This window comes from Bradyrhizobium sp. T-12 (assembly GCF_058314695.1).
Genome location: NZ_CM177756.1, coordinates 1480915 through 1506243, shown reverse-complemented (window position 1 = coordinate 1506243; position 25329 = coordinate 1480915). Strand labels below are relative to the sequence as shown.

25 protein-coding genes are annotated in these 25329 nt (G+C 65.7%); 10 read left to right on the top strand and 15 right to left on the bottom strand.

Annotated features, from left to right (window positions below; all coding sequences use genetic code 11):
- Positions 1 to 28: 28 nt before the first annotated feature.
- Genes AC0WRY_RS07275 through AC0WRY_RS07265 form a run of 3 tightly spaced genes read right to left on the bottom strand, consistent with a single transcriptional unit; the run spans position 29 to position 2112 of the window.
- Positions 29 to 874: an SDR family NAD(P)-dependent oxidoreductase gene (locus tag AC0WRY_RS07275; RefSeq protein ID WP_194406336.1), complete on the bottom strand. Its 846-nt coding sequence runs from the start codon at positions 872 to 874 to the stop codon at positions 29 to 31.
- Position 875: 1 nt separating this feature from the next.
- Entirely contained in the window at positions 876 to 1436 is a 561-nt protein-coding gene (locus AC0WRY_RS07270) for a carboxymuconolactone decarboxylase family protein (RefSeq protein WP_194406335.1), read from the bottom strand.
- The gene (locus AC0WRY_RS07265; RefSeq protein WP_194406334.1) at positions 1414 to 2112 is read right to left on the bottom strand and encodes a TetR/AcrR family transcriptional regulator; all 699 of its coding nucleotides are present in this window, start codon (positions 2110 to 2112) and stop codon (positions 1414 to 1416) included. Before AC0WRY_RS07265 ends, AC0WRY_RS07270 begins: the two co-directional genes overlap by 23 nt.
- 165 nt (positions 2113 to 2277) lie before the next feature.
- On the opposite strand from AC0WRY_RS07265, the gene AC0WRY_RS07260 reads away from it, so the two are divergent.
- The 3 genes from AC0WRY_RS07260 (at position 2278) to AC0WRY_RS07250 (ending at position 4816) form a co-directional block, all read left to right on the top strand.
- A complete protein-coding gene (locus tag AC0WRY_RS07260) occupies positions 2278 to 3285 on the top strand; it encodes a Bug family tripartite tricarboxylate transporter substrate binding protein (protein WP_246776425.1) in 1008 nt (335 codons plus the stop codon).
- Between the two features lie 105 nt (positions 3286 to 3390).
- Positions 3391 to 3927: a VOC family protein gene (locus AC0WRY_RS07255; protein ID WP_194406333.1), complete on the top strand. Its 537-nt coding sequence runs from the start codon at positions 3391 to 3393 to the stop codon at positions 3925 to 3927.
- Positions 3928 to 4003: 76 nt separating this feature from the next.
- Entirely contained in the window at positions 4004 to 4816 is an 813-nt protein-coding gene (locus tag AC0WRY_RS07250) for a class I SAM-dependent methyltransferase (RefSeq protein ID WP_194406332.1), read from the top strand.
- Between the two features lie 67 nt (positions 4817 to 4883).
- Here AC0WRY_RS07250 and AC0WRY_RS07245 read toward each other — a convergent pair whose 3' ends face one another.
- Both AC0WRY_RS07245 and AC0WRY_RS07240 read right to left on the bottom strand, forming a co-directional pair.
- Complete coding sequence (locus AC0WRY_RS07245; protein WP_491122851.1) at positions 4884 to 6440, bottom strand: L,D-transpeptidase; 1557 nt, start codon at positions 6438 to 6440, stop codon at positions 4884 to 4886.
- A 241-nt stretch (positions 6441 to 6681) separates the two neighbouring features.
- Positions 6682 to 8118: an oligosaccharide flippase family protein gene (locus AC0WRY_RS07240; RefSeq protein ID WP_194406330.1), complete on the bottom strand. Its 1437-nt coding sequence runs from the start codon at positions 8116 to 8118 to the stop codon at positions 6682 to 6684.
- Positions 8119 to 8426: 308 nt separating this feature from the next.
- On the opposite strand from AC0WRY_RS07240, the gene AC0WRY_RS07235 reads away from it, so the two are divergent.
- A complete protein-coding gene (locus AC0WRY_RS07235; RefSeq protein ID WP_194406329.1) occupies positions 8427 to 9494 on the top strand; it encodes an endo-1,4-beta-xylanase in 1068 nt (355 codons plus the stop codon).
- Positions 9495 to 9506: 12 nt separating this feature from the next.
- On the opposite strand, the gene AC0WRY_RS07230 is transcribed toward AC0WRY_RS07235, so the two are convergent.
- Positions 9507 to 10457 carry a DUF6492 family protein gene (locus tag AC0WRY_RS07230; protein WP_194406328.1) on the bottom strand — a complete coding sequence of 317 codons (951 nt, stop codon included), beginning with the start codon at positions 10455 to 10457 and terminating at the stop codon, positions 9507 to 9509.
- 654 nt (positions 10458 to 11111) lie between these two features.
- Here AC0WRY_RS07230 and AC0WRY_RS07225 point away from each other — a divergent pair.
- Positions 11112 to 11843: a 4'-phosphopantetheinyl transferase family protein gene (locus AC0WRY_RS07225; RefSeq protein WP_194406327.1), complete on the top strand. Its 732-nt coding sequence runs from the start codon at positions 11112 to 11114 to the stop codon at positions 11841 to 11843.
- Between the two features lie 18 nt (positions 11844 to 11861).
- Here the strand turns inward: AC0WRY_RS07225 and AC0WRY_RS07220 are convergent, their stop codons facing one another.
- From AC0WRY_RS07220 to AC0WRY_RS07210, 3 genes are all read right to left on the bottom strand, one after another.
- Positions 11862 to 12887 (bottom strand): histone deacetylase family protein, encoded by a 1026-nt coding sequence (locus tag AC0WRY_RS07220; protein WP_194406326.1) that lies wholly within the window; start codon positions 12885 to 12887, stop codon positions 11862 to 11864.
- 124 nt (positions 12888 to 13011) lie between these two features.
- The gene (locus AC0WRY_RS07215) at positions 13012 to 13953 is read right to left on the bottom strand and encodes an SMP-30/gluconolactonase/LRE family protein (protein WP_194406325.1); all 942 of its coding nucleotides are present in this window, start codon (positions 13951 to 13953) and stop codon (positions 13012 to 13014) included.
- Positions 13910 to 15994, bottom strand: coding sequence for a PQQ-dependent sugar dehydrogenase (locus tag AC0WRY_RS07210; protein ID WP_194406324.1), 2085 nt, complete (start codon positions 15992 to 15994; stop codon positions 13910 to 13912). The genes AC0WRY_RS07215 and AC0WRY_RS07210 overlap by 44 nt, the downstream gene beginning before the upstream one ends.
- A 206-nt stretch (positions 15995 to 16200) precedes the next feature.
- On the opposite strand from AC0WRY_RS07210, the gene AC0WRY_RS07205 reads away from it, so the two are divergent.
- Positions 16201 to 16434 (top strand): DUF6894 family protein, encoded by a 234-nt coding sequence (locus tag AC0WRY_RS07205; RefSeq protein ID WP_094973683.1) that lies wholly within the window; start codon positions 16201 to 16203, stop codon positions 16432 to 16434.
- Positions 16435 to 16443: 9 nt separating this feature from the next.
- Positions 16444 to 16620 (top strand): hypothetical protein, encoded by a 177-nt coding sequence (locus AC0WRY_RS07200; RefSeq protein ID WP_194406323.1) that lies wholly within the window; start codon positions 16444 to 16446, stop codon positions 16618 to 16620.
- A 176-nt stretch (positions 16621 to 16796) separates the two neighbouring features.
- Here the strand turns inward: AC0WRY_RS07200 and AC0WRY_RS07195 are convergent, their stop codons facing one another.
- Positions 16797 to 17570, bottom strand: coding sequence for an enoyl-CoA hydratase-related protein (locus AC0WRY_RS07195; RefSeq protein ID WP_194406322.1), 774 nt, complete (start codon positions 17568 to 17570; stop codon positions 16797 to 16799).
- A gap of 104 nt (positions 17571 to 17674) precedes the next feature.
- On the opposite strand from AC0WRY_RS07195, the gene AC0WRY_RS07190 reads away from it, so the two are divergent.
- Complete coding sequence (locus AC0WRY_RS07190) at positions 17675 to 19264, top strand: gamma-glutamyltransferase family protein (protein WP_194406321.1); 1590 nt, start codon at positions 17675 to 17677, stop codon at positions 19262 to 19264.
- 156 nt (positions 19265 to 19420) lie between these two features.
- Positions 19421 to 19660: a hypothetical protein gene (locus AC0WRY_RS07185; protein ID WP_194406320.1), complete on the top strand. Its 240-nt coding sequence runs from the start codon at positions 19421 to 19423 to the stop codon at positions 19658 to 19660.
- Between the two features lie 54 nt (positions 19661 to 19714).
- On the opposite strand, the gene AC0WRY_RS07180 is transcribed toward AC0WRY_RS07185, so the two are convergent.
- Genes AC0WRY_RS07180 through AC0WRY_RS07165 form a run of 4 tightly spaced genes read right to left on the bottom strand, consistent with a single transcriptional unit; the run spans position 19715 to position 23173 of the window.
- Entirely contained in the window at positions 19715 to 20998 is a 1284-nt protein-coding gene (locus tag AC0WRY_RS07180) for an NAD(P)/FAD-dependent oxidoreductase (protein WP_194406319.1), read from the bottom strand.
- Between the two features lie 12 nt (positions 20999 to 21010).
- Positions 21011 to 21742, bottom strand: a complete 732-nt coding sequence (locus AC0WRY_RS07175) for an amino acid ABC transporter ATP-binding protein (protein WP_194406318.1) — start codon at positions 21740 to 21742, stop codon at positions 21011 to 21013.
- A complete protein-coding gene (locus tag AC0WRY_RS07170; protein ID WP_194406317.1) occupies positions 21739 to 22392 on the bottom strand; it encodes an amino acid ABC transporter permease in 654 nt (217 codons plus the stop codon). The genes AC0WRY_RS07175 and AC0WRY_RS07170 overlap by 4 nt, the downstream gene beginning before the upstream one ends.
- 22 nt (positions 22393 to 22414) lie before the next feature.
- Positions 22415 to 23173: an ABC transporter substrate-binding protein gene (locus tag AC0WRY_RS07165; protein WP_194406316.1), complete on the bottom strand. Its 759-nt coding sequence runs from the start codon at positions 23171 to 23173 to the stop codon at positions 22415 to 22417.
- Between the two features lie 181 nt (positions 23174 to 23354).
- Here AC0WRY_RS07165 and AC0WRY_RS07160 point away from each other — a divergent pair, with 181 nt between their 5' ends.
- Positions 23355 to 23999 (top strand): helix-turn-helix domain-containing protein, encoded by a 645-nt coding sequence (locus AC0WRY_RS07160; protein WP_194406315.1) that lies wholly within the window; start codon positions 23355 to 23357, stop codon positions 23997 to 23999.
- 50 nt (positions 24000 to 24049) lie between these two features.
- Here AC0WRY_RS07160 and AC0WRY_RS07155 read toward each other — a convergent pair whose 3' ends face one another.
- Entirely contained in the window at positions 24050 to 25315 is a 1266-nt protein-coding gene (locus tag AC0WRY_RS07155; RefSeq protein WP_194406314.1) for a D-amino acid dehydrogenase, read from the bottom strand.
- Positions 25316 to 25329: the final 14 nt, after the last annotated feature.

Sequence of the window (25329 nt, the reverse complement as noted above, 5' to 3'; positions counted from 1 at the left end):
CGCTTGCGCTCCATCCGGGCTACAGGCCTCACATCCCGCTCAATCCGCTATCCACCGCGAGCGTTTGCGCGGTGACGTAGACGCTTTCGTCGGACAGGAAGAACAGCACGGCATAGGCGATCTCCCACGCCGTCGCTTGCCGGCCGAACGGAACGTGGCCCTTGCCGCGATTCGGCCGTCCGGCGCCGGCTTCGCGGCCGTTGGGGGTGTCGACGAGACCTGGATAGACGAGGTTGGCCCGGATGCCCCGGCGCGCGCCGAGATGGGCGATGTTGCGCATCAGGCCGCCGAGCGCGGCTTTCGACGAATCATACACCGCCATCTGCGATCCCGCCTTCAGCGCGGCGATCGAGGAGATGAAGACGATGGCGCCGCCATCATCGAATTTCGGCAAGCCTGCGCGGCAGCACAGCATGGGGCCGCGGACATTGACGTCGTAGATCCTGTTCCACTCCTCGGGGCTGACGGCATCGAGGCCGGTCTTGCCGAAGGTGCCGATGTTCAGCACCATACCGTCGAGGCCGCCCATGGCGCGGTGAGCTTCTTCGATCATGCGGACGACATCCGCTTCCGACGTGACATCGGCGGCAATGGCAAAGGCCTCGCCGCCTTCGTCGGTGATGCGCTTCACCGTCTCTTCCGCCGAAGTGCGATTGAGGTCGGCGACCGCGACCTTCGCACCCTCGCGTGCACACAGAATGCTCATGGCGCGGCCATTGCCGATCGGATCGGTGGCGGCATCGAACACGCGCTGGCCGCCGCCGACGACGAGGATACGGCGCCCCTTCAGTCGCCCCCTGCCCGGCGCGTCGCCTGATGACTCGGCGCTCGGAGGGCGAACATAGCGCTCCGGCTTGCTCTCGGTGTCAGCCATCTCAACCGCCTGATTTCTTGCCGCCGTCATAGACCTTCATGCCGGCTGCCGGATCGAGATCGGTTTCGGTTGCCTCGGTGACGCGCGCCATCATCATGTAGAAGCCGAGCGCGACGATGGACTCCACGATCTCCTGGTCGCTGAAGTGTTTTCGGGCGGCAGCAAAGATGGCCTCGGGGACGCGGACGTTCTCGACGACCTCGCGGCCGAATGTCAGCAGCGCGCGCTCCGCCTCATTCAGCGCGGCAGCATTGTAGTCGCCGCGCTCCACCGCATCGACCTGCGCCTGCGTGCAGCCGACGCCGAGCGCGATCGGCACGTGCTGGCGCCACTCATAGGCGCCGCCCTCCAGCTGGGCGGCTTGCAGGATCAGCAGCTCGCGGTTGACGGCAGAGAGCTTCTGCTTGTGCAGGATCGAATTGCCGAGCCGCATCGCCGGGATCATGTTGGCCTCGGCATGGGCCATCATGCGGAAGATATTGAGCTTGACCGGCATGCGGTCGAACGAGGCGCGGATGTCGCCGCTCGTCGTCTCCGGATCAATCAGAGGCAGCCTTGCCACGCGTCTCTCCCTTTGGCTTTCGCTTCTTGTTGTCGGTGTCATTGCCTGCCGCGATCAGCGACAGGAAGAAGGACAGATAGCGGTCGATCGCCTCGATCACCTTGGCCCGCGGCGAAGGCGCCGCGCCCATCACGTAATGCTCGAGACGGATATAGATCAGCCCTGCCGCGAACAGCCGCGCGGTCTCGCGCGGATCCGGCGTCGATACGAGGCCGGCGAGCGCGAAGCCGCGGAAATAGTCGGTCATCAGGCTCTGCTCGCGCGCATAGAAATGATCGGCGAATTTGGCGCGGATGCCGGGGACGCGGTTGCGCTCGGCGGTGATGACTTTCTGGAACTGGTGCTCGCGCGGATCGGACCATTGCGCGACGAGGTCGAGTGCGAACTGACGGCAGAACGCGGCGGGCTGGCGCGCGAGCTGCCTGTAGCGCGGCTCCTCCAGCCGACTCGCCGAACTCGCCGGGCCATGCTCGCTGACGATCGCTTCCAGGATCGCGGCCTTGCCGGGAAAGTGGTTGTAGAGGCTGCTCTCGCGGATGCCGACGCGACGCGCCAGCTCGCGCATCGAGGCGCCGCCATAGCCGCTCTGCGCGAACAGATTGAGCGCCTCGGTGAGGATGCGCTCCCGCGTCGTGGGCGGGGCCGCTTCCGCCGCGCTGGAAGTGTGGACAGCCATGATGGCTTGACTAACGAACGATCGTTCGCTAGTCAACCGTACGAACGATCGTTCGTCTTTAATGTCGTATGCGACGATCCTCGGCCGCGATGCAGCGACAGCGCTACATGAGCGGATAGCATTCAACTCCGCTCGATAAACGGAGAGCAATTGGGAGACAACGCCATGGCACGCCTCGCCCGCTTTTTGCCCGCGTGGCAAATCACCATGACGCTTCGCTTCGTCGCATCCTCACTGCTGATCGCGTCTGCGGGAATGCCTGCATACGCCGAGGATCCCGCCGCCTATCCCACGCACAAGATCCGGATGCTGCTACCCTATGCGGCCGGTGGCGGCGGCGACGTGGTCGGCCGGCTGCTCGCGGACAGGATGGGCAAGACGCTCGGACAGAGCATCTATATCGAGAACCACACCGGTGCGGCCGGCACGCTCGGCACGCAGATGGTCGCGACATCGCCAAATGACGGCTACACCATCACCGTCGGCGGCATGACCACGCATGTGCTGGCCCCCGCGATCTATCCAAAGCTGCCTTACGATCCGATCAAGGATTTCACCACCATCGGCCGCGTCGGCACCTCGTCGATCATGCTGGTCGCGACCAGGAACTTTGCCGCCAACGACATCAAGGAGTTGGTCGCGCTGGCCAAGAAGGGCGAGCCGATCCAGCACGGCAGCTGGGGCGTCGGCTCGACCGGGCAATTCTGTGCCGAGATCCTGATGCAGCAGACCGGCATCAAGATGGACCACGTGCCGTTCAACGGCATCGCGAAGCTGGCCGGCGATTTGCTCGGCGGCCACATCTCGCTCGCGACGCTCGATGTCGCGACCGCGACGCCGCTCGTCAAGGACGGCTCGATCAAGGCGCTGGCCGCCTGCGGCGAGCGCTCGCCGAGCATGCCTGATGTCGCCAGCTACAAGGAGCAGGGCGTGCCGTTCGACCGCAGCCTGTCCTGGGCGATGTATGCGCCCGCGGGCCTGGCTGCGCCGATCGCGCAGAGGCTGTCGGCGGCGCTGAAGGAGGCGCTCGGCGATGATCTGGTGAAGGGAAAGCTGCTCGCACTCGGCATCACGCCGCAATTCGTGCCCGGCGAGGAGCAGCGCGACATCAACGCCCACGACATCGCTGCCTGGAAGCAGGTTGCCAAGGACGCCGGCATCGAGGTGAAGTGAGGAAGTGGCGGGCAGCTCGCGTGCGTCCATCCTTCGAGACGCCCGCCTGCGGCGGGCCCTCAGGATGAGGTCCGTTGTGAATCGGCAGAGAACGGGAGCGCGGGCATGAGCCGCATCTTCGGCGCGGTGCGCCAGAACGGATATGTGGTGCGGGACATCCACGCCGCGATGAAGCACTGGATCGAGGTGATGGGCGTCGGTCCCTGGTACTACATGGACCGCGTCAAGACCGACTGGTTTCGCCATCGCGGCCAGGACTCTGCCGTCGAGATGAGCATTGCGCTCGCCAATTCCGGCGACCTCCAGATCGAGCTGATCCAGCAGCGCAACGACGCGCCTTCGCTGTACAGGGAGTTTTTGAACGCCGGCCACGAAGGCCTGCAGCACATGTCCTACTGGAGCCACGACTACCAGGCGCTCTACGATAAGGCGATCGGGCTCGGTTACCGGATCGGCCATGAGGGTCAGATCGGCGGCGAGAAGGGACGCTTTGCCTATTTCGACACGCAGGCCCATCCGGGCACGGTGATCGAGATTTCGGACATCAGCGGCACCAAGGGTCCGTTCTTCGAGAAGGTCCGGCAGGCGGCTCTGACCTGGGACGGCACGCGGCCGATCCGTGAGGTCGTCACGAAGCCGTAGGAGCCCTCGCCGCTGGCGCGATTGCCGGCAATCCGTGTAACATGCACCCCGCATCCGAACCTGCAGCGAGGCAGACATGTCCGACACTGACAAGGTTTTCGCCGGCTCGATTCCGAAAATCTACGACGAGTATCTCGTCCCGATGATCTTCTCCGTCTACGCGGAGGACATCGCAAGACGCGTCGCCGCGCGCTCGCCGTCCGTGCTGCTCGAGATCGCCGCGGGCACCGGCGCCGTGACGCGCGCCGTGGCGGCTGCGCTGCCCTCTGGCATCCGTTACGTTGCGACCGATCTCAACGAACCGATGCTTGGCGTCGCCGCGCAGCGGCAGGCGGACGACGATCGCATCAGCTGGCGGCAGGCGGACGCAATGGCCCTGCCCTTTGGCGATGCCGGGTTCGACGTCGTCTGCTGCCAGTTCGGCGCGATGTTCTTTCCGGACCGGGTCAAGGCTTACGGCGAGGTGAAACGAGTCCTGAAAGGCGATGGCACGTTCGTGTTCAACGTCTGGGATCGCATCGAGGACAATGTGCTGACGCACGAGGCGACGATCGCGCTCGCAAAACTGTTTCCCGACGACCCGCCGCGCTTCATGGTCCGCACGCCGCACGGCTATTACGACAAGGCCGTCATCAGAACCGACCTCGAACGTGCCGGCTTCCGCGACATCGCGATCGAGACGCGATCTGAAATCAGCCGGGCACCATCGCCCGAATACGTCGCGCTCGCGCTCTGCCAGGGCACGCCGCTGCGCAGCGAGATCGAGGCAAGGGACGCCGGCAAGCTGCAGGCCGCAACCGACATCGTCGCCGAGACGATCCGCACGCGTCACGGCTCCGGAGCGGTGGAAGGCAAGATTCAGGCTATCGTGATCGAAGCGCGACTGTAGGGGCTGGAGCGGAAGCGCCGCGGCTCGTTCACCTCTCCCGCTCGCGGGAGAGGTCGCGCCCCGCGCGCTACCACCAGTTTCGCTGCATCGGCTGCGTCGATTGATAGTACTGGTACTGGCCGCGCTGCCGGCGCGGATTGGCCGGCTGCACGTAGGGATCGCGCTGGTAGAAGAAACCAAAACCGTTGCCGCCGTTGTCCCAGCCGTCGTCGCTGGCGATCATGGCCGGCGCGGTCGGCTTGCGCGTGATGAAGCCGCCTTGCGGCTGGTCGCTCAGCACCGCGACGAACTCGGTTCGGTAATTGGTCTCGGCGCTCAGCGGCTCGTCCGAGATGATGATCGAGGAGCGCGGCAAGGCGGTCGGCCCGATGCGATCCCACACGTCCTGCGGGATGGTGATGCGGTCGAGTGCATTGCGGGCCTCGTCGCCGTTTTCGATCGTGACCACGCTCCAGCGCAGGCCCGTATCTGTCTTCGCCATCGCCGTGAAGATGTGGGTGCCAAGCGGCTGCTCGGGATTGCGGATCGTGACGGGAATCTCGATGCTGGTGTCGAACACCTCGCCGCCGCCGTCGGGCGCCGGCTTGTGGGTGTTTCGCCGCACATAGAGCTTCTGCGTCGAGCGGCTGATGTAGACCGAGACAGGCTCGCCCGCGAGCTTGGCGTCGGTCGCGGCCTTCACCGCCTCCGTCTTTCTTGCCGCCGCGGCCTTCGCGGCGTCCTTGGTCGCGGCCACGGCATCGCGCTTCGGCTGCGCGGCGGCCTTGGCGGTGTCGAGCAGCGTTGTCGCGTCGGCAGCCTTGGTCGCGGCCTTCTGCTTCAACTCCTCGGCCTTGGCGCGGGCCTGATCGGTCTTGGCGTTCGCGAGCATCTTGTCGGCAAAAGCGAGCTCGGCATCGGCGCGGGACTTCTGCTGCTCCAGCTTGCGCAGGGCTGCAGGAAGCGAGGCAGCTTCCTTTGCAGCGATGGACGCAGCCTTCTTGGCCTCGTCGGCGGCCCTCGTCGCCTCCTCGGCCTCGAGGGAGAGCTTGTCGGCCTGCCGCGGCACGGCCGCGATCGCTTCCGGCTTCGGCACGAACAGCGAAGGATGAGAGATCTCGGTCGGGACCGAATCGTGGGGCGAGATGATCACACGCATCCCGATATAGGTCTTGTCGAACAGGTTCTCGGCGAAGCCGAACGGCATGCGCACGCAGCCGTGCGATGCGGCATAGCCGGGCAGCGGTCCGCCATGCAGCGCGATGCCGTTCCAGGTGATGCGCTGCATGTTCGGCATCCAGGCATCGTCGTACATGGTCGAGCGATGGTCCTTGTCCTTCTCGACGATGGCGAAGACGCCCGCCGGGGTCTCGCGTCCCGTGGTGCCCGTCGAGACCGGCGCGCGCAGGATCCAGCCGTCGGCATCGTAGAACGTGACCTGCTGGCTCTTGATCGACACGATCGCCATGATCGGCTCGCCGGCCTGCCGCTGCGCCACCGCCTCGGCCGGCTGGCGCGCCTGCTTGGCCGCGCTCGCCGGCGCGACCGCCGCAAGGACGGCCATTGCCGCCAATGTCACAATTCCGGGAGGCCCCCGACGCCGCATCGCCTTGGTGGGTTGCGCCATCGTCATCAGGTGTTTCATGCCATCCTCGGTCGAAATGCCGGCCCGCTCATGCCGATCATGCATCAGATTGCGATCATTGAATTAAGAAACCGCAGCCGCCTTACGTTCCGTCTGTGGCGATATTCGGCACGTCCGGGCGACAAATCCCTCTTATACGACGGCCGGAGCCGGCGGAAGGTCGGTTACCCCCGGGCCGCTCCGAAGCCGGTGGCGGCCGCTGCGGCAGAATGTCCGCCTGGTGCCGGCGAAGACGCGCCCGTCAGACGCCCAGGGCCTTGCGGTTGAAGGTCCGCAGGAAACGCAGCGAGAGGGTCCGGACATTGGCGACGTTGAGGAGCCAGGCCGCCGCGGCATAGGCCAGGCCGCCGGCCAGGCTGACGATGATGAGCGCCACGAGGCCGGTGCCGCCGGCCTGCGAACGCGCAATGAGGATGGCGGCGGCCATCGCCGCGGCCGAAACCGCGACCCCGGCGAGCCGGTTGAGATCGAACGGGACCGGGTGGGCGCGATGCATCAGGACGACGGCAACGAGGAAACCGATCGCCTCGGTGGCGAGCGTTGCCCACGCCGCGCCGTAGATGCCGTAACCGGCGACCAGCGCGACCATCAGCACCACGCTGACCGCCAGCGTGAGAAAGGATTGCGCCGCCAGCATGAAGGGGCGCTCGGCGAGCTGGAAGCTGATCTGAACGTAGAACTGATTGGCGATCCCGAAGAAGCGGGCAAGCACCAGGATCGGCAACAATGCCGACACGCCGGCGCGGAAGTCGACGCCGACGAGCGTGCCGGCAACCTGATCCGCCGCGAGCGCGAGCCAGACGGCGACGGGCGCGACCACGACGAGCAGGAGCTCGAGGCTTTCGGTCAGCCGCTCCCGCGTCGTCTCCCTGTTGTTCTCGGACGAGGAACGGAAGACCAAGGGCACGGTCGCCGCGGCGACGCTGGAGGCGATCATCACCATGAACTGGCGCGGCAAATCGGCGGCGACGCCGAAGATGCCGGCAGCGTCCTTGCCGAGCAGATAGGCGACGATGAGCCGGTCGCAGGCCGAATAGACCGCAACGGAGAGTCCGGCCAGCGTCAGCGGCAGGCCATAGCGCGCCAGCTGCATGAACTGGCTGCGCTGGAAGCGCGCGATTTTGCTGCGGTCGCCGACGAGATTGAGAATGATGCCGGTGAGCGAGCCCAGGCCGAACGCCGCGAGCAGCCCCAGTCCGCCCCAGCCGAACCAGATAGCGACGAGGCCGAATCCGACGCTCGACACGCTGCGCACGATCGAGATCGCGGCGAACCGGTAGGGACGCAATTTCGCGCGCTCGAACTCCTGACCGACATCGACGGCATTGGCCATGATCGCGACGAACATGCTGGCAAGCAACAGCTCGACGCTGACGTCGCTGCGGAACAGGAAGACCAAAGGCGTCGTGGCGCAGAGCACCGCGACCGTGAGTCCGAAGGCGACCATCGCCGTGCCGCGGAAATCCACCTCCGCCGACATCGCCTGATAGCGCGACACCGACAGCTTGATCCAGGCGAAGAAGATCGCGCCCAGAATGCCGGCGAGGCTGAGGCCGACGACATAGACGCCGTACTCCGCCGGCGTCAGCAGCCGCGTATAGGCCGTGACGGCGAAGAAGCCCACCGCCGCGGGCAGGATGTAGGCGACCAGATAAATCGAGAAATGGCGGTTCAGCATGCGAGCACGGGACCGGCAGCGGTCTTGCGAAAATGACGGCTGTTAATCAATGGGACCTTGGCGGGGCGAACGAACTGCGCCGCAGCATCGCGCAAGAGTGTCACATAAGTCTGCAGATCGGGCGGCAAATGAGGCTTTGCAGCCGCTTTCACGCGTTAGCGTTAAATTTGCCCTTCCGGGAATGACGAGGCGCGATCATGGAAGGAAACCATGACGAGCGGACGGCAGAGGTTAACCCAACGAGGTGAAACCCGGGCGTTGCAGGGCATCGCTTGGTACGATGCTGCGTTGGTTCGAAAAGGACTGCCGTGACCAGGCTCGATAGACGCGAATTTCTTCTCGGCGGCGCCGCAGCCCTCGCGGCGGGCGCTTCTGCGTCGGCGGCACCGGCATCAAAGCTTTCGCAGCGCCGCCCCGGCTTTGGCGCGGCCGCCACGCTCTGGGACCTGCAAGCCGACCCCAGGCTCGGCGAAGCCATCAGCACCTATTGCACGCAGGTCGTGCCGGTGCTCGAGCTGAAATGGCCGATGCTGCGACCGAACGCGCACACGTTCAATTTCGAGCGCGCCGACGCGATCCTGGATTTCGCGCGGGACAATGATTTGACGATGCGCGGCCACGCGCTCGCCTGGTATCACGACATTCCGGACTGGACCAAAGAGATCAAGAACACGCGCGGCGTCGAGCGCGCCTATGTCGACCACATCGGCACCGTCGTCTCCTACTACAAGGACAAGCTGACCTCGTGGGACGTCGTCAACGAGCCGATCCCGGACAATCCGCGCAGCCCCAAGGACCGGCGCGACACGTTCTGGACCCAGCATCTGGGCCAGGGCTGGATCCCGCTGGCGTTCCGCACGGCGGCCGCGGCCGATCCCTTCGTCAAGTTCGCGATCAACGAATATGACATCGAGTCGGCCAAGGACTCGTTCATTGCCAAGCGCGCGGCGTATCGCAACCTGATCATGGACCTGCTCGACCAGGGCGTCCCGCTGCACGCCGTCGGACTGCAATCGCATCTGCATGCCGAACTCGAGATCGACACCCATGGCCTCGCCGAATTCGTCACCGAGCTGCGCTCCTGGGGGCTCGAGGTGCTGGTCACCGAGCTCGACGTCGACGATCAGAAGCTGACGGGAAATCCGGCACAGCGAGACGCCATCGTCGCCAAGCGCGTCGACGATCTCCTCACCGCGATCTCGACCAGCGGACCGGTGCGTTCGATCCTGACCTGGGGACTCTCGGATCGCTATAGCTGGATCAACGGCGTCTTTGCGCGCGCCGACAAGCAGCCGAACCGCCCGCTGCCGCTCGACGGCGAATTCAAGCCGAAGCCGTTCATGGACGTGATCAGCAAGTTCACGAAGGATGCCTGACGGCGCCGGATCTCAGCGCGCCTTCGGAACCACGAATTCGACCGCATCGTCCATGTGGTCGGGTGCGAGGCTCGGAGCCCGGCGATCGCGCGAAGAGAGGCGGAACACGTCGCGGATGTCGTCGACCGAGGTCGAGGAATAGGACTGGATGCAGAGCGCGACCTGCCCGGGCGACGCGGCGCGCATCATCGCTTCGATGGCCGGTCGGTCGAGCGGGGTGTCGTCCCAATGCGAGACCGCGATGCTGTCTTCCGTGACCCGGTGGGTGGCCAGGTGCGCGGGCGAGTTCGCGACGAAATGGCCGTACATCAGATATTCCGAGAACTTCTTCTTCCGGCACAGCGCCAGGACCCAGTTCAATCCCGTCGCCGATTTGATGGCGTCGGTCATGGCGCGCGCGGTGTCCTTGTCCCAGACCAGCGCGTTGCCGACGTAATCGTCGGCGGGGAAGGAGCGATCCTTGATGCCGAGCAGCTGATCGACGGTGCGCAGCCACAACCCATGCAGCGGGTGATCAGCGCCGATGTCGGCCGGCGTGACGAACAGCGGCGTCTTCTCGGCGCCGGCATATTGGCCGACGTCGAATTCGCGGAAGAACAGATTGTCCGAATCCAGGATGCAGACGCGCTGCTCGGGCGCGTTGAGGACGCCGGCGATCTTCAGGATCTGCTGGATGTGCCAGCCGTGCACCGGCGAGGACAGCAGCGACAGCCAGACACGCCGCTTGCTGATGAACTGAAGTGCCGGCGGCAGGGCGAACAGCCATTTCGGCAGGTAGCGCGAGGCCGGAATGATCACGCGCTTGTCGGAGGCGAAGCGCTCGAACAGCGGCACGTCCTCATCGTTAACGAGAACATAATGCTTGGTGTATCCCGTCAGCCAGGTGTCGATGCTCTCGCTGAGCAGCGAAAAGCGCTCGATATCCTTGGCATAGCTGGCAGTCAGCAGGGCAACGGAATGCATGGCGCGCGCTCGGATGGCAATCAGGCCGCACTCATAGCCCCACCGGAAGACGGGGGAAACTCACAAACGGAATCAAGGTAAAATGAAACGAAGTGTTAGCGATCCGGCGGCAGGTCCCGCCCGGTCCCGCGAAAGCGCAGCGGCGAGGTCGGCGGTGGGTTGCCACCAAACGGCGACGCAGTCGTCGAGGACGGACTGCGGTCAGATCACGGATGACTACGGGTTCACCCGCCAAAACTATGAATGATCAAGTTGCGGCTTGATTATTCGACGTCACCGCGCAAGATATTCGCACGTTTTGATTTGGACGATTTTTTTCAAGGGGGGAGTGTTATGGGTTTGAGCAAATTTACCAAGGGTACCTCGTCGGGCGACAGGGACCGCGAGGCTCTCCAGAAGCCGCTGGGGACCAGGAAGAAGTAGAATTCACCGGCCGGGACGCCGTACGAATCCTCAGGCTTCACTTTTCGGAAGATCGGTCGCTTGCGTGTCGAGTTGGGGTCTCGCACAAGCTTGCGCCTGTAAGCCGGCCTGCAAATCGACAAGAATTCGCCCGGGTGGGCCGCTAGAAGCGGCTGCTTGGTTGATTCTTGCTCAGTTGTTTCTTCCGTCGGGACGAGGGATTTGCCCTGCCTGACGCAAAAGGCCCAATTGATGGCGAACGACAGAATTGAACTCTTCGTCGGACTGATCGAGTCCATTGACGCGCCGGGCGCGGTCGAGACGTGCCGGCGGCTGCTCTCGGTCGACGAACGGATCCGGGCCGATCGCTTCATGTTCGAGCGGCATCGGCGGCAGTATATTTTCGCGCATGCCATGCTGCGCCTGGCACTGTCGCAGGTCGCCACCAACGTCGCGCCGTCCGACTGGTCCTTCGGGGCCGGCCGCTACGGGCGGCCGTTTGTCGCAGCGCCTGCAACCTCGACCGCGCTGCATTTCAGCCTGTCTCATGCCGACGGCTGCGTCGCCTGTGTCGTGTCGCGGCATGAGACCGTCGGCATCGACGTCGAGACCGTCTCGCGGCGGGTGGCGCCGCTGTCCACCGCGCATCGCTTCTTTGCGCCGGAGGAAGTTGAGACGCTGCGCGGACTGCCGGAGCCCGCCGCGATCGAGCGCTTCTTCGATTACTGGACGCTCAAGGAAGCCTATCTGAAGGCCAGGGGCTTTGGCCTCAATCTGCCGCTCGACGCCTTCGCGATGCAGGTGTCGCGCGAGGCCATCGAGATCAGCTTCAAGCCCGATATCGCCGACGATCCCGACGGCTGGCGCTTCTCGCTGTGCTCGCCATCGCCCTCGCATCGCCTTGCGATCGCCGACGGCTCCCGCGCGAACGGCGGCCTTCCCATCAGCCGCAATGCCTGGCCGCTGCAGCAAGCGGCCGAATGACGCGCGCGGAGGCGGGTCTCACCTCGCCTCTTCGAATCCCGCCAGCACCGAGGTCAGGTTCGCACCCAGAATATCCGAGAGATAGCCGCCCTCCTGCACGAGCACGGTCGGCAGGCCCATCCTGGCGATGGCCTGGCCGATCCGGCGGAAGCCGGGCGTGGTGACGGCGAGGCCCTTGAGCGGATCGTGTTCGGAGGCATCGAGGCCGAGCGCGACGACGAGCGCGCCGGGGGCAAAGGATTCGATCGCCTTGCGCGCGGCGTCCAGCGACTGCATGTAGCCGTCATCGCCGGTGCCGATCGGAAGCGGAATGTTGAGATTGGTGCCGAGGCCCGGCCCTTCGCCGCGCTCATGGCCATAGCCCCACACATAGGGATAGTACGCAACGGGATCGGCATGGATGGAGATCGTGTAGACGTCGGGCCGGGCGTAGAAGATGCCTTGCGTGCCATTGCCATGATGGACGTCGACGTCGAGGATCACGACGCGCTCGTGCTTCTGCCGCAGATGCGCCGCCGCGATCGCGCTGTTGTTGAGGAAGCAGAAGCCGCCGGCCATGTCGCGATAGGCGTGATGCCCGGGCGGACGGCAGAGCGCGTAAACCGCGCCCTCGCCGTCCATCACCATCTGCGCGGCGGTAACGGCGACGTCGGTCGCGGCACAGGCCGCAGCCCAGGTGCCCGGACCGATCGGCGCGGCGGTGTCGGCGGTGTGCCAGCCGAGCTTGCCGACGATGTGGGTCGGGTAGGTCGCGGGATGCCGCACCGGGTGGATGTTGCCGATCATCTCCGGGCCGGAATCGCCGAGCGCGGTCCATGCGTCCCAAGCCTCGCTCAGGAACGACAGATATTCCGGGCTGTGGATGCGTGCGCGAGGTCCCTGCCCGAATGCGGTCGGCTCGACCAGCTGGTGCTTGCCGTCCTTCAATCCCTTGAGCAGGCGGTCGGCGCGCTCCGGCTGCTCGGTGGTGCGCTTGACGACACCGCGGACCAGGAAGAATTGCGGATCATGGCTGCGGTGCAGTTCGGTATGGACGGCTTTCACTCAAACACTCCGTGCTCGCATGCGCTTCAGGGGCAGCAGATGTCTTGATCCCCGTGGCGGCCAGATGCAAGCAAGAACAATGCCGTCTCGACCGCCCTGCGCCGGAAGCAGGGCGCCGCAGGGCTCAGCAGCGCCCGCGCTGCAGACAGTGCTCGCGGCCCTGCTGATCGGTGCGGAAGGACTCGATGAAGCCGCCCTGGCGCTGGGTGACGAAGACGGTCTTGCCGTCGCTGCCGCCGAAGGCGAGGTTGGTCGGCTCCTTGGCCTTGAGCGCGATCTCGCGCTCGACCGCGCCATTGGGCCTCATCAGCGCAACCGTGCCCTTGAGAATGCGCGCGACATAGAGGCGACCGGCAACGTCGGTGCGCAAGCCATCGACGGTGTCGGGCTGGAATGTCTTGACGAGCTTAGCCGCCGTCAGCTCATTGCCATTGATCGCATAGGACCAGATCTGGCCGCTGCTGGATTCCCCGACATAGAGCGTCTTGCCGTCTGGGCTGAGATCGATGCCGTTGGTGGTGCCCATCGCGCGCGGTGACGCCATCACTTGTCCCTGCACCGTGCCGTCGGCGGCTTTCGCAATCCGCCAGATATAGCCTTCCCTGCCCTTCCAGTTCGGATCGCTCGCATAGATCGTGCCGTCGTGCGCGACCGTGATGTCGTTGGGCTGGTTCATCTCGTCGGAGTGAAACCAGATGCCCGGCTCCGTCGTCCCCTTCGGGATCGCGAAGATGTTGTGCTTCTTGTAGTCGGCGACGAACATGGTGCCGCTGCGGTCGAAGCGGATGGCGTTGCCGACGCTGCCCTCGGGCAGTGCCGTGAACGGCTCCGACGCCGCACCGCCCGCAGGCAGCCGGCCGATAGTGCCGGGCTTGCCGAGATTGACCACGAACAGATTGCCGTCGAGGTCGGCTGCCGGGCCCTCGATGCCGAAGGTGTACTCGCCGGCGGGCGTCACCTGCGCGCTTTCGAACAGCTTCGTCTCCGCTTGCGCGGACGTCGTCGCAACGACGAACAGGACGCTACTGCACAGGCACCAGAAATTCCTGCCGGATGTAATAGCCATCGCCGTCGCTGCACTCGCCATTCAAATAGGGATCGGCCGGCCGGAAGAATCGGCTGAACCCGGGTTTGTCTACAGCGCTGCTTTGTGTCACGACGACGACCTTCCCAGCCGGTATTTCGCCGCATTCCTTGTTGGTCTTGCCAAAGAACTTGCGCTGCGGCGGACCGGGCTTGATGCGCATCCGCGTGCCCGGAACCATTTTGGCAACGAGCAGTTCCATTGTGTCGAGCAGGCGCGCATAACCGGGCTCGGTCTTCGGCAGGCTCTCGCCGCCCGGCGGCATCAGCTTCTCCGCGCCGATACCGCGCAGGCGCGTACGCAGCTTGCCGGACGCGGGATCGCCCGGATAGATCCAGCCGTCCTGCGCCAGCATGAAGCCGAGCACCGCCCTGTCCTTCTCGGCCTCCGATTGACCGCTCTTCAAACCGAAATCCGAATGACAGCCGACACAGTGCCGCTCGACGAGGCCCTTGCGCAGATTGGTCAGCCGGGCGCTGTTCGGCGCGTCCCGGGCGACGAAGGCCGCGAGCTGGTCGATCATCGCCTGGCTGCGCGTGTCGCAGGGCAGCGGCGGCGGGGCTTCGCCTGCGGCCCGATCGATGCGGATCACGCTCTGGTTCTTGTCCTCGACCAGCCAGATCGCGCCGTCCTCCGCGACCGTCATGCCGACGGGCGCGCCTTGCGGCCGCGCGCCGTTGACGCGGTGCCAGCCTGCGATCAATTCCTCGAACGGCGCGGCGGCGACTTCGCCGGCGTCGGTGTGAAAGCTGCGGGTCGGGTCGGCCGCGCAGCTGACGTGATAGCGCACCGGCGCCGGGCTCGGCTTGGGGAAGCCGTGGTCATTGACGTCGTAGACCAGCAGCCGGCTGCCGGTCGGGCGATAGCCGTGCAGGCCGACCAGCAGCTTGCCCTCCAACTCCGGGAATTTGCCGCCGTGATAATAGAGCATCCCAAGCGGCGCCCCGTGCGGAGGCAACAGCGAGAGCGGCGGCTTGTAGAGCGCGCCTGCCGTGCAGAACGATTTGTAGGCACCGGATTGCAGCACGCCCCTGAATTCGGGACTCGGCGTCGACAGATCGTAGCAATAGGGCCAGCCGTAATGCCTGCCCTGCTCGATCGCGTTGATCTCCTCGTTCGGCTTGAAGATGTCGGGCAAGTCGCGGGCGTTCTCGGCCTGCAGGAAGGCGTAGCCGGCCTCGGGGAAATTCGGATGCAGCGCCAGCGCCATCGAGTTGCGCAGGCCGCGCGCATAGACGGTGTGCGGCGGATCGGGATCGCCGGGCTTCAGCACCGGGAAGACGCCGCCCGCAGGCGGGGTGAACAGCCAGATCGAGGCCATGGCGGAAGCGCCCTCGGCCGCCGCGCAAGGCTTCGTGATCGGAGCCGGCGTGATGCAGTCGTCGCTGTGCGAGCCGACATTGACGAACAGCCGCCCGTTCCTGTCGAACACGAACTGCTTGAGCGGGTGCGCGCTCTCCTCGACCCTTGTGCCGTCGGGCAAATTGGCCCGGCGGCCGGGCATGTGACGGATGATGGTTTCGACCGTACTGCGCGGATTGTCGGCGAGCGGATCGAACCGGAAGATCGTCTCGGCGGTCGAGGCGTAGAGCTTCCTGTCCGGGCCGATCGCGAGGCCAAAGGGATATTCGAGCCCCGCAAGCAGCTCCTTGAGCCGCTGCCCTTGCGGCGCGCGCGGATCGAGCAGCAACAGCCGGCCGTCCGCGTGGCCCCAGCCGCCCATATCGGCCACCACGAACAGGCCCTGGCCCGGCAACTGGGCGATCGACCGCGGGAATTTGAGGCGATCCTCCTCGCTGGCGACGAGCCCGGCGCAAAATCCGGCCTTCATGTCGATCTGGATCCTGGGAAAAGCGAGATCGCCGTGGCCGCAGGTGTCCGCGCCGATGGCATAGCCGCTGCGGCGAAGCGGCTGCGATGACGCCACCGAGACAAACCCAAGCAGGGCCGCCAAAACGCCCGCCAGGCCGCCCGCATATGCGCGCAGCCTTCCGCCCTCGCGCCCGGATGTGAAGTAGCTCACGGCGGCCCCCCGGACTTCCAGCGAAAACGTCTTCCATGCCGTCCGAACGCAGTCCAGTCGAACATCACTCGCCTGTGATTAAACCTGTAACGATCTTCGTGCCGACCAATATCCGTACATTCCCTTACCGGGTTCGACCCGAATGTTTCGCGAAGGCTCCGGGTGGTATCGATTTGCCATCCCAGTTGCTCCATCAGGAGGCGCATATGGTCCAGGTCTATTTTCACTGCTCGAATACCGAGGGCACCCTGATCGACCGCTACGGCGCCGCCGTGTCCAATCTCACCGAGGCGCGCGACCGGGCCTCCCAGATCATGCGCTCGATGATCCTGACGCCCAGCAACGAAGACTGGCGCGACTGGGTGATCCACGTCAGCGACGACGACGGCGAGGAGATTTTCGATCTCCCCTTCACCGCCATGCTCGGCAAGCCGCATTGAGGTGATGCCATGTTGATCGCTTCCCTGAGCCTCCTCCGCCAGCCCCTGAGCTTCGTCGCCACCAAATGGCAGACGCTGATCCGGGTCGCGGGTGACCCCTACCGTCCCGAGCTTCACTATATGCGCGGGCCCGGCCCCAAATGGCGCGCCAAGTATCAGGCCAGCCGGCTGAACCGCTCGCTCTGAGCGGCTCTGTTTTCCAACCAGCAGTCTCTCCACTCGTCATGCCCGGGCTCGTCCCGGGCATCGACGTATTTGGATCTGTCTGCAGAACGTGGATGGCCGGGACATAGGCGAGCGCAAGCGACGCCGTCCTTCGGACGGCTATGCCCGGCCATGACGGCGAGGTAGCGAGCCCCTTCTCACCTCCCCGTAAACCTTGCCTTGCGCTTCTCGACAAAGGCGTTGCGGCCTTCGACGGCGTCGGCGCTCTTGCGGATCACCGCCTGGAGCTCGATCTCGCGGCGGAACTGCGCCTCGTAGGTGGCGTGCTCGCTCTCCTCGACCAGCAGCCGTGTTGCCACCAAAGCGCGCGTCGGGCCCTCGGCGAGACGGCGCGCCAGCGTCAGCGCCTCGTCCATCAGCTTCGAATCATCGACGACCTGCCGCACCAGGCCGATCTCCTGGGCGCGCTCGGCCGTCAGCGGCTCGGTCAGCAGCATCAGCTCGAGCGCACGCTGCCTGCCGATCAGTCGCGGCAGCAGCCAGGTCGAGCCGAGATCGGGCACCAGCGCGATGCGGCTGAACACCTGGATGAAGCTCGCCGATCGCGCCGCGACGATGATGTCGCCGGCCATGGCGAGGCTGAAGCCGCCGCCGGCGGCCACCCCGTTGACGGCGACGACGACGGGCACGCAGCATTCGCGCAGGGCCTTGAAGGCCGGCCAGTAGAACCGCATGACGCCGGCCGCGATGTCTTCGCCGAGCGCCTCCGAGGCCTTCAAATTCTGTCCTGAGCAAAATCCGCGCCCGGCGCCGGTGAGGATCAGCGCGCGGATACCTTCGTCACCCGCCATCTCAGCGACGGAGGTGGCCAGCGCGCCGAGCAGGTCCGGCGTCATGGCATTCAGGCTCGCGGGCTCGTCGAGTGTCAGGATTCCGACCGCGCCATCCCGCGCCTGTTTCACACCAGCCATGTTGCGCCTCCCTTTGGATGTTCTCGTTGGCTGCAATGTGCCATTGTCCGCGCGCTCCGCCAAATGCGGGGCCTCGACGTCAACGCAGCACACAAGACGACATCATGCCTCATCAGTTCAGCCTCAACCAAACCGTCCGCAAGCCCGCCGTCACGTCCAAGGGCGGCATCGTCGCCTCGCAATCGCGGCGGGCGGCCGAGGTCGGGGCAGAGGTGCTGGCGGCGGGCGGCGACTGCGTGGACGCGATCGTGGCGACGACCATGGCGCTGAACGTGCTGGAGCCCTGGAACAGCGGCGTCGGCGGCGGCGGCGCGATGGTGCTCTACCGCGCCAAGGAAAATCGTACCGAGGTGATCGATTACGGCATGTGCGCGCCGCAAAGCCTGCGCGTCGCCGATTATCCGCTCAGCGGCGAAGGCGCCGCGTCCGATCTCTTTCCCTGGCCGCGGGTGAAGGACGATCGCAACATCCACGGCCCCGGTTCGATCGCCGTGCCCGGCGTCGTCGCGGGAATGGAAGAGGCGCATCGCCGCTACGCCAGGATGCCGTGGAAGGATCTGGTCGCGCCGGCAGCCAGGCTCGCCGGCGAAGGCCTGCTGGTCGATTGGTGGACCACGGTGACGATCTCGGGCTCGGCAGCCGATCTCAGGCGCTATCCCGCGAGCGCTGCGGCGTTCCTGAAGGACGGCCTGCCACCGAGCGCGCCGTGGGGCATCAAGGCCGAGACCCGGCTGCCGCAGGACACGCTGAAAGCGACGCTGTCGCATCTCGCCGAGGCCGGGCCGCGCGACTTCTACCAGGGCGACCTCGCCAAAAGCATCGCTTCCGACGTCAAGGCCGATGGCGGATCGCTGTCGGTCGAGGACCTCGCCGCCTTCCGCGCGCATCTGCGCGAGCCCTTGGCGATCCCGTATCGCGGCGGCAAGGTGTATGCGACGCCCGAACTCACGGCCGGCCCCACCATGGCCCACGCGCTGCGGCTGTTGCAGCAAAGCTTCAAGCCCGGACGCGCGCCGGACGCGGCCGCCTATGCCGAATATGCACTCGCGCTGCAGGCGGCCTTCCGCGAGCGGCTGAAGGACATGGGCGATGCCGACGGCAAGCGCTCGCTCGGTGCCGAATATCTGGCGCCCGCCTGCACTACGCATTTCTCCGTGGTCGACCGGCACGGCAACATCGCCGCGGTGACGCAGACACTGCTCTCGTCCTTTGGCTCGCGCTATGTGACGCCGCACACCGGCATCGCCATGAACAACGGCATCATGTGGTTCGACCCGACGCCGGGCACGACCAATTCGCTCGCGCCCGGCAAGCGCTGCCTCTGCAACTACACGCCCGTGATCGCCGAGACCAAGGACGGCAAGCGTCTCGCGGTCGGCGCCTCGGGCGGCCGCCGCATCCTGCCGTCGGTGATGCAGCTCGTGTCATTCGCGATGGATTTCGGCATGGATCTCGACGCCGCCATCCATCAGCCGCGCATCGACGCCAGTGAAGGCGCGGTGGTGATTGGCGACGCCCGCTTGCCGGAGGACGTGCGCAAGGCGCTGGCCGCGCGCTTCGACTATGAAGAGACCCGCGTGCAGGCCTTGCCGCAAAAATTCGCCTGTCCGAGCGTGGTGATGCGTGAGGGCGACGTCAATTCCGGCGCGGTCGAGATCTTCCAGCCCTGGGCCGACGCGGTGGCGGAGGGTTGAGCGCGAGCATCGCTGCTTCGATTCTGCCAGCGCGCGTTGAGCGCTCGCGCGATTACGCGTCGAGGCGAGCATCACGCCCCCTCCACATTTGCAGGGAACTTAGCTGCGCACCGTTCGTTCGTTGAACGGACAAATGCGCTTATTCCGGTGGAGGACATGATGAAGAAACTTGCGCTCGCTGCGTCGCTGGTCATTGCGGCCGGCTTTACATTGACCGGCCCTGCACTGGCCAAGGGCGGCCATGGCGGCGGTCATGGACACGGTCATGGTCATGGTCATGGGCATTCGATGGGCCATCATCACCATGGCACGCCGCCTGGATGGTCGCGCGGGCGCAAGGTCGGCTGGCGCGGTCACGGCTGCCCGCCCGGCCTGTGGAAGCAGGGCCGCTGCTGACGCCCAATATCGACCGATGATGCAAGGCGCCGCTCCTCGCCGGGCGGCGCCTTCTCATATGCCGAGCCGGTCCCGCACGCGCCCCGCGATCACGGCGGTCGTCACGCCCACCGGCCAGAACGCGTGCATCGGGATCGGCTTGATGCCCGTGATGGGCATGTCGATCTCGGCCTTCGGGCCGCCGATCAGCCGCCGCGCGAGCTGAGCCCCCATCGCGGTCGCGAGCGCAACGCCGCGGCCGTTGCAGCCGAGCGAGATCAGGACGCCCTCGGCGGGCTCATGCACATGCGGGTAGTGGTCGCTCGTGATGGCGAGCCGGCTGTTCCAGCCGTGTGTCCAGGACACGCCTTTGAGCTGCGGCCATAGCCGCTCGGCATAGCGCATGAGATAGGCGACGTCGTTCGGCGACTTGATCCAGCGCATCGGCCCGCGGCCGCCCATCAAGAGGCGATTGTGCTGATCGATGCGGTAATAGACCGTGATGTGACCGCTCTCGTACAGCACGGGCCGCGTCGGCATGATCGCGCGCGCAACGTGGTCCGAGAGCGGCGCAGTGGCGGCGATCGAGGAGAACACCGGCACGATGGTGCGGCGGAGCGCCGGCCAGAGATTGTCGGTGAAACCGTTGGTGGCGAGCAGGACCTTGTCGGCATGAACGACCGCCCGCGGCGTTTCGATGCGCCAGCGCGAGCCGTCGCGCCGGAGCGACAATGCCGGCGTCTCGCCATGCACCTTCGCGCCGGCCGAGACCGCGGCGCGCGCGAGGCCGCGGGCATAGCTGAGCGGATGCAGATCGCCGCCGCGGGTATCCAGCATGGCCCCGATGTAGCGGTCGGTGCCGGTCATCTCGCGGAGCTGCTCGCGGTTCAGATACGACACCGGCATGCCGCGGCGGATGCATTGCTGCGCGGTCTTCTCGATCGCGGCGGCGCTGGCCTCGTTATAGGCCGCACGCAGCGTGCCGTTCTGCCGCGCCTCGCACGGGATCTGGTAGCGGCGGATCAGGTCGTGGGTGAAGTTCGTGGTGCCGTAGGCGAACGCGATCATGCGGCGGCCGAGTTCGGCACCGAAGTCCGCCTCGATCTGGTCGGGGTCGTGCTTCAAGCCGGGGTTGGTGTGGCCGCCATTGTTGCCGGATGCGCCCCAGCCGGGCTCCTGCGCCTCCAGCACCAGGGCATCGACGCCCTGCTCCGCCAGGTGCAGCGCGGTGGAAAGGCCGGTATAGCCGCCACCGACGATCGCGACCGGGACGGTCTTGTCCGTATCGAGCGGCGGCGTGGCAACCGGCGCGACGGCGGTGTCGGCGTAGAGCGAGGGCGGCAGCGGCAGACGCGTCATGGCGAAGACCGGTCAGAGCGGATGCAGCACGCGGCGCAGGAAGTCCTGCGTCCGGGGGTGCTGGGGTTGATTGAGGACGGTCTTGGCTGCCCCTTGCTCGACGATGACGCCGCCGTCGATGAACAGCACGCGATCGGCCACGTCGCGGGCAAAGCCCATCTCGTGGGTGACGACGACCATCGTCATGCCGTCGTCGGCGAGCTTGCGCATCACGCCGAGCACATCGCCGACGAGCTCGGGATCGAGCGCCGAGGTCGGCTCGTCGAACAGGATCGCCTTGGGCTGCATCGCCAGCGCCCGCGCGATCGCAACGCGTTGCTGCTGGCCGCCGGACAGTTGCGGCGGGTGTGCGTCAGCCTTCTCGGCGAGCCCGACCTGGGCGAGCAGCGCGCGGCCGCGCTCCAGCGCCTGCGCACGCGGCTCCTTCTTCACATAGAGCGGCCCTTCGATCACGTTCTCCAGCGCGGTGCGATGCGGGAACAGGTTGAAGCGCTGGAACACCATCGAGACCTGGGTGCGGATGTTCACGATCGACGGCGCGTCACGATCGACCTTGAGGCCCTCGACGCTGATCTCGCCGCGGTCGTAGCTTTCCAGCCCGTTGATGCAGCGCAGAATGGTGGATTTGCCGGAGCCCGAGGGACCGACGATGCAGACCACCTCGCCCTTCTCGACCGAGGCCGTGATGCCCTTGAGCACCTCGACCTTGCCAAAGCTCTTGTGGATGTCGTTCAGCTCGATCATCGCTTGCCGGCCCGCTTCTCGAAGTGACGGACCAGCAGGATCAGCGGAATGCTCATGGTGAGATACATCAGCGCCACCAGCGTGAACACATTGGTGTTCTTGAAGGTCGAGGACGCGATCAGCTTGCCCTGCAGGGCGAGCTCGGCGACCGTGATGGTCGAGGCTTGCGAGGAATCCTTCAGCATCATGATCATGACGTTGCCGTAGGGCGGCAGCACGATGCGCACGGCCTGCGGCAGCACCACGCGGCGCATGGTCAGCCACCAACCCATACCGATCGACTGCGCCGCCTCGATCTGCCCCTTGTCGATCGCCTCGATGCCGGCGCGGAAGTTTTCAGCCTGGTAGGCCGAATAGGCGATGCCGAGCCCGAGGATCGCGGCCTGCAAAGCACTGAGCGTGACGCCGAGATCGGGCATCACGAAGTAGAGATAGAACAGCAGCACGATGATCGGGATGCCGCGGATCACATTGATCAGGCTGGCGCTGAGCATCGACAGCGCCTTGATGCCGGAGACCCGCATCATCGCCCAGATCAGGCCGAGCACCGTCGAGAGCAGCAGCGAGCCGATCGTCACGATGATCGTCAGCGCGACGCCGTTCATCAGGATCGGGAAGAACTCGGCGGCGTCGTGCCAGAAACCCTTCATCGAACAGCCTTCATCGATCCAACTAGCCCTGTGCCTTCAGGCCCCATTTATCCAGGATCTTGGCGATGGTGCCGTTGGCCTTCAGCTTCGTGAGCGAGGCGTTGATCTTGCCGAGCAGCGCGGTCTCGCCCTTGCGCACGCCGATGCCGACCGAGCCGACGGTAACTGGCTTGTAGCCCTCGACGAGGCGCACCTCGGGGAAGCCGCCCTGCTTCAGATTGTAGGCGAGGATCGGATAATCGGCGTAGCCGGCCTTGAGGCGGCCGGTGTTCACGTCGCGCAGGATGTCCGGAATGGTGTCGTAGGCCTTCACGTCGGCGAACAGGCCGGTCTTCTTCAGCGCGTCGACGAAGGCGGTGCCGACCTGTGCACCGACCGTCTCGCCCTTCAGATCGTCCTGCGTGGCATAGGCCTTGGTATCGCCCTTCGGCACCACCAGGCCCTCGCCATAGGTGTAGATCGGGTCGGAGAAGTCGACGACCTCCTTGCGCGGCGGCGTGATGAACATCGCGGCGGCGATGATGTCGATCTTGCTCGAGGTCAGCGAGGGGATCAGGGCCGAGAACTGCATCGGCTCGATCTGCACGTTGAAGCCGGCATCCTTGCCGACCTCGGTGATGAGATCGACCATGATGCCCTGGATGGTGTTGGTCTTGGTGTCGAGGAAGGTGAAGGGAATGCCTGTCGGGGTCGAGCCGACTTTCAGCACCTGCTGCGCCGACGCGGGCGCTGCGGCTGCAATTGCGAGTGCCGCGACCGCGGCCAGACCAAAACGCTTCATCGCATCCCCCTGTTGGGCTCGGCCGATGACGGCGCTCCGGGCAAGTCGTGATCAGACGTTGCGGGCCGCGCCGTTTCAGCCTATTTTCACCAATATGAAAATTTGGTCACACTTTCGCGGCCGATGCAAGCGGTTTTCATGCACATGAAGGAAGCGGTTTGACGTGAGCGGTGGCAAAAGAATGCGCAAACCGGCCGCCGCAAAGCCGGCGAAGCGGGCGAGGACCAAGGCCGTGACCAAACCGGCGGAGCCTGCGATGGACGTCGCGGTCGGCCGCCGCATCCGGGATCTCCGGCGCATCAGGCAATTCTCGCTGGAGACGGTCGCGGCGCGCACCTCACTGTCGATCGGCTTTCTCAGCCAGATCGAGCGCGGGCTGTCGTCACCCTCGCTGCGTGTGCTGGCCACACTCGCCGACGTGCTCGGCGTTGGCATCGCCGCCTTGTTCGGCGCCAGCCCTAGCGCGGACGACACGTCCGACCAGGTGGTGACGCGTGGGTTGCAGCGGCCGGAGTTGAAGCTGTGGCGCACCGGGGTGTCGAAGCAGTTGCTGAGCCCGGCGAGCGCCGACAACAAGCTCAACCTGTTCCTGGTCCATCTGGAGCCCGGCGGCTCCACCGGCGACGAGCTCTACACCCATGACGGCGAAGAGGCCGGCCTCGTGCTCGAAGGCGAGATGATGCTGACGGTGGACAGCGAGACCTGGTCGCTGAAGACAGGCGACAGCTTTCGCTTCGCCAGCCGCCGGCCGCACCGGTTTTCCAATCCGGCGCAGGATGCGAAGGCCGTGGTGCTCTGGGTGAATTGCGTGACGGGCGGGAGCTGATCGTCATTCCGGGGCGATGCGCAGCATCGAACCCGGAATGACAGCGTCAATCATCCAAACCGGTGATTATACCGGTCCACCGTCAACGCACTGACATCGATGTCCGGGTTCCTGCCCGACAGCAAATCCGCGAGCACGCGGCCCGAGCCGCAGGACATGGTCCAGCCGAGCGTGCCGTGGCCGGTGTTGAGGTGCAGGTTGGCATATTGCGTCGGGCCGATCACGGGCGGCCCGTCCGGGGTCATCGGACGCAAGCCGCTCCAGAACGTCGCCTTGGCGAGATCGCCGCCGCGCGGGAACAGATCGGTCAGCGAGTGATCCAGCGTGGCGCGGCGCGCATCGTAGAGCTTGTCCGAATAGCCGGAGATTTCCGCGGTGCCGCCCACGCGGATGCGATCGCCCAATCGCGTGATCGCGACCTTGTAGCTCTCGTCCATCACGGTCGATTCCGGCGCGCCGGAGGCGTCCTTGATCGGCACCGTGATCGAATAGCCCTTCACCGGATAGACCGGCAGCGAAATGCCGAGCGGCGCTGCGAGCCGCGACGACCAGCTGCCGAGCGCGAGCACGTAAGAATCCGCCTGCAACGTGCCGGCGCTGGTCACGACACCACTGACGCGCGCGCCGTCGGTGACGATGCGGTCGATCGAGGTGTTGAACATGAAGCGCACGCCGAGCGCCTGGGCATGCTTGGCCAGCGCCTGCGTGAACATGTGGCAATCGCCGGTCTCGTCCTGCGGCAAGCGAAGCCCGCCGACGAACTTCTCCTTCACGCCTGATAGCGCCGGCTCGACCGCGATGCAGCCCTCGCGGCTCAGCACTTCGAAGGGCACGCCATATTGCTTGAGCACGGCGATGTCCTCGGCCGTGCCGTCGAGCTGCGCCTGGTAGCGGAACAGCTGCAGCGTGCCCTGCGAGCGCTCGTCATACTGGATGCCGATGTCGCGGCGCAGATCGCGCAAGGAATCGCGGCTGTATTCCGCGATCGGAATCATCCGGCTCTTGTTGACCGCGTAGCGCGCGCTGGTGCAGTTGCGCAGCATCTTGAGCAGCCAGACCCACATGACGGGATCGAGCTTCGGCCGGACCACCAGCGGGCCGTGCTTCATCAGGAGCCACTTGACGGCCTTCACCGGCACGCCGGGGCCGGCCCAGGGCGAAGAATAGCCGGGCGAGACTTCGCCGGCATTGGCAAAGGAGGTTTCCAGCGCCGGCTCGGGCTGACGGTCGACGACCGTCACCTCGTGGCCGGCACGGGCGAGGTAGTAGGCAGAGGTGACACCGATGACACCGCTGCCGAGGATCAGGACTTTCACGCTTCGTCAAACTC

Bases quoted from the DNA above. Each gene is read 5' to 3' on its own strand.
- AC0WRY_RS07275 (WP_194406336.1), bottom strand. From the start codon at position 874: ATGGCTGACACCGAGAGCAAGCCGGAGCGCTATGTTCGCCCTCCGAGC.
- AC0WRY_RS07265 (WP_194406334.1), bottom strand. From the start codon at position 2,112: ATGGCTGTCCACACTTCCAGCGCGGCGGAAGCGGCCCCGCCCACGACG.
- AC0WRY_RS07260 (WP_246776425.1), top strand. From the start codon at position 2,278: ATGGCACGCCTCGCCCGCTTTTTGCCCGCGTGGCAAATCACCATGACG.
- AC0WRY_RS07255 (WP_194406333.1), top strand. From the start codon at position 3,391: ATGAGCCGCATCTTCGGCGCGGTGCGCCAGAACGGATATGTGGTGCGG.
- AC0WRY_RS07250 (WP_194406332.1), top strand. From the start codon at position 4,004: ATGTCCGACACTGACAAGGTTTTCGCCGGCTCGATTCCGAAAATCTAC.
- AC0WRY_RS07245 (WP_491122851.1), bottom strand. From the start codon at position 6,440: ATGAAACACCTGATGACGATGGCGCAACCCACCAAGGCGATGCGGCGT.
- AC0WRY_RS07240 (WP_194406330.1), bottom strand. From the start codon at position 8,118: ATGCTGAACCGCCATTTCTCGATTTATCTGGTCGCCTACATCCTGCCC.
- AC0WRY_RS07230 (WP_194406328.1), bottom strand. From the start codon at position 10,457: ATGCATTCCGTTGCCCTGCTGACTGCCAGCTATGCCAAGGATATCGAG.
- AC0WRY_RS07225 (WP_194406327.1), top strand. From the start codon at position 11,112: ATGGCGAACGACAGAATTGAACTCTTCGTCGGACTGATCGAGTCCATT.
- AC0WRY_RS07215 (WP_194406325.1), bottom strand. From the start codon at position 13,953: ATGGCTATTACATCCGGCAGGAATTTCTGGTGCCTGTGCAGTAGCGTC.
- AC0WRY_RS07205 (WP_094973683.1), top strand. From the start codon at position 16,201: ATGGTCCAGGTCTATTTTCACTGCTCGAATACCGAGGGCACCCTGATC.
- AC0WRY_RS07200 (WP_194406323.1), top strand. From the start codon at position 16,444: ATGTTGATCGCTTCCCTGAGCCTCCTCCGCCAGCCCCTGAGCTTCGTC.
- AC0WRY_RS07195 (WP_194406322.1), bottom strand. From the start codon at position 17,570: ATGGCTGGTGTGAAACAGGCGCGGGATGGCGCGGTCGGAATCCTGACA.
- AC0WRY_RS07190 (WP_194406321.1), top strand. From the start codon at position 17,675: ATGCCTCATCAGTTCAGCCTCAACCAAACCGTCCGCAAGCCCGCCGTC.
- AC0WRY_RS07185 (WP_194406320.1), top strand. From the start codon at position 19,421: ATGATGAAGAAACTTGCGCTCGCTGCGTCGCTGGTCATTGCGGCCGGC.
- AC0WRY_RS07180 (WP_194406319.1), bottom strand. From the start codon at position 20,998: ATGACGCGTCTGCCGCTGCCGCCCTCGCTCTACGCCGACACCGCCGTC.
- AC0WRY_RS07175 (WP_194406318.1), bottom strand. From the start codon at position 21,742: ATGATCGAGCTGAACGACATCCACAAGAGCTTTGGCAAGGTCGAGGTG.
- AC0WRY_RS07170 (WP_194406317.1), bottom strand. From the start codon at position 22,392: ATGAAGGGTTTCTGGCACGACGCCGCCGAGTTCTTCCCGATCCTGATG.
- AC0WRY_RS07165 (WP_194406316.1), bottom strand. From the start codon at position 23,173: ATGAAGCGTTTTGGTCTGGCCGCGGTCGCGGCACTCGCAATTGCAGCC.
- AC0WRY_RS07160 (WP_194406315.1), top strand. From the start codon at position 23,355: ATGCGCAAACCGGCCGCCGCAAAGCCGGCGAAGCGGGCGAGGACCAAG.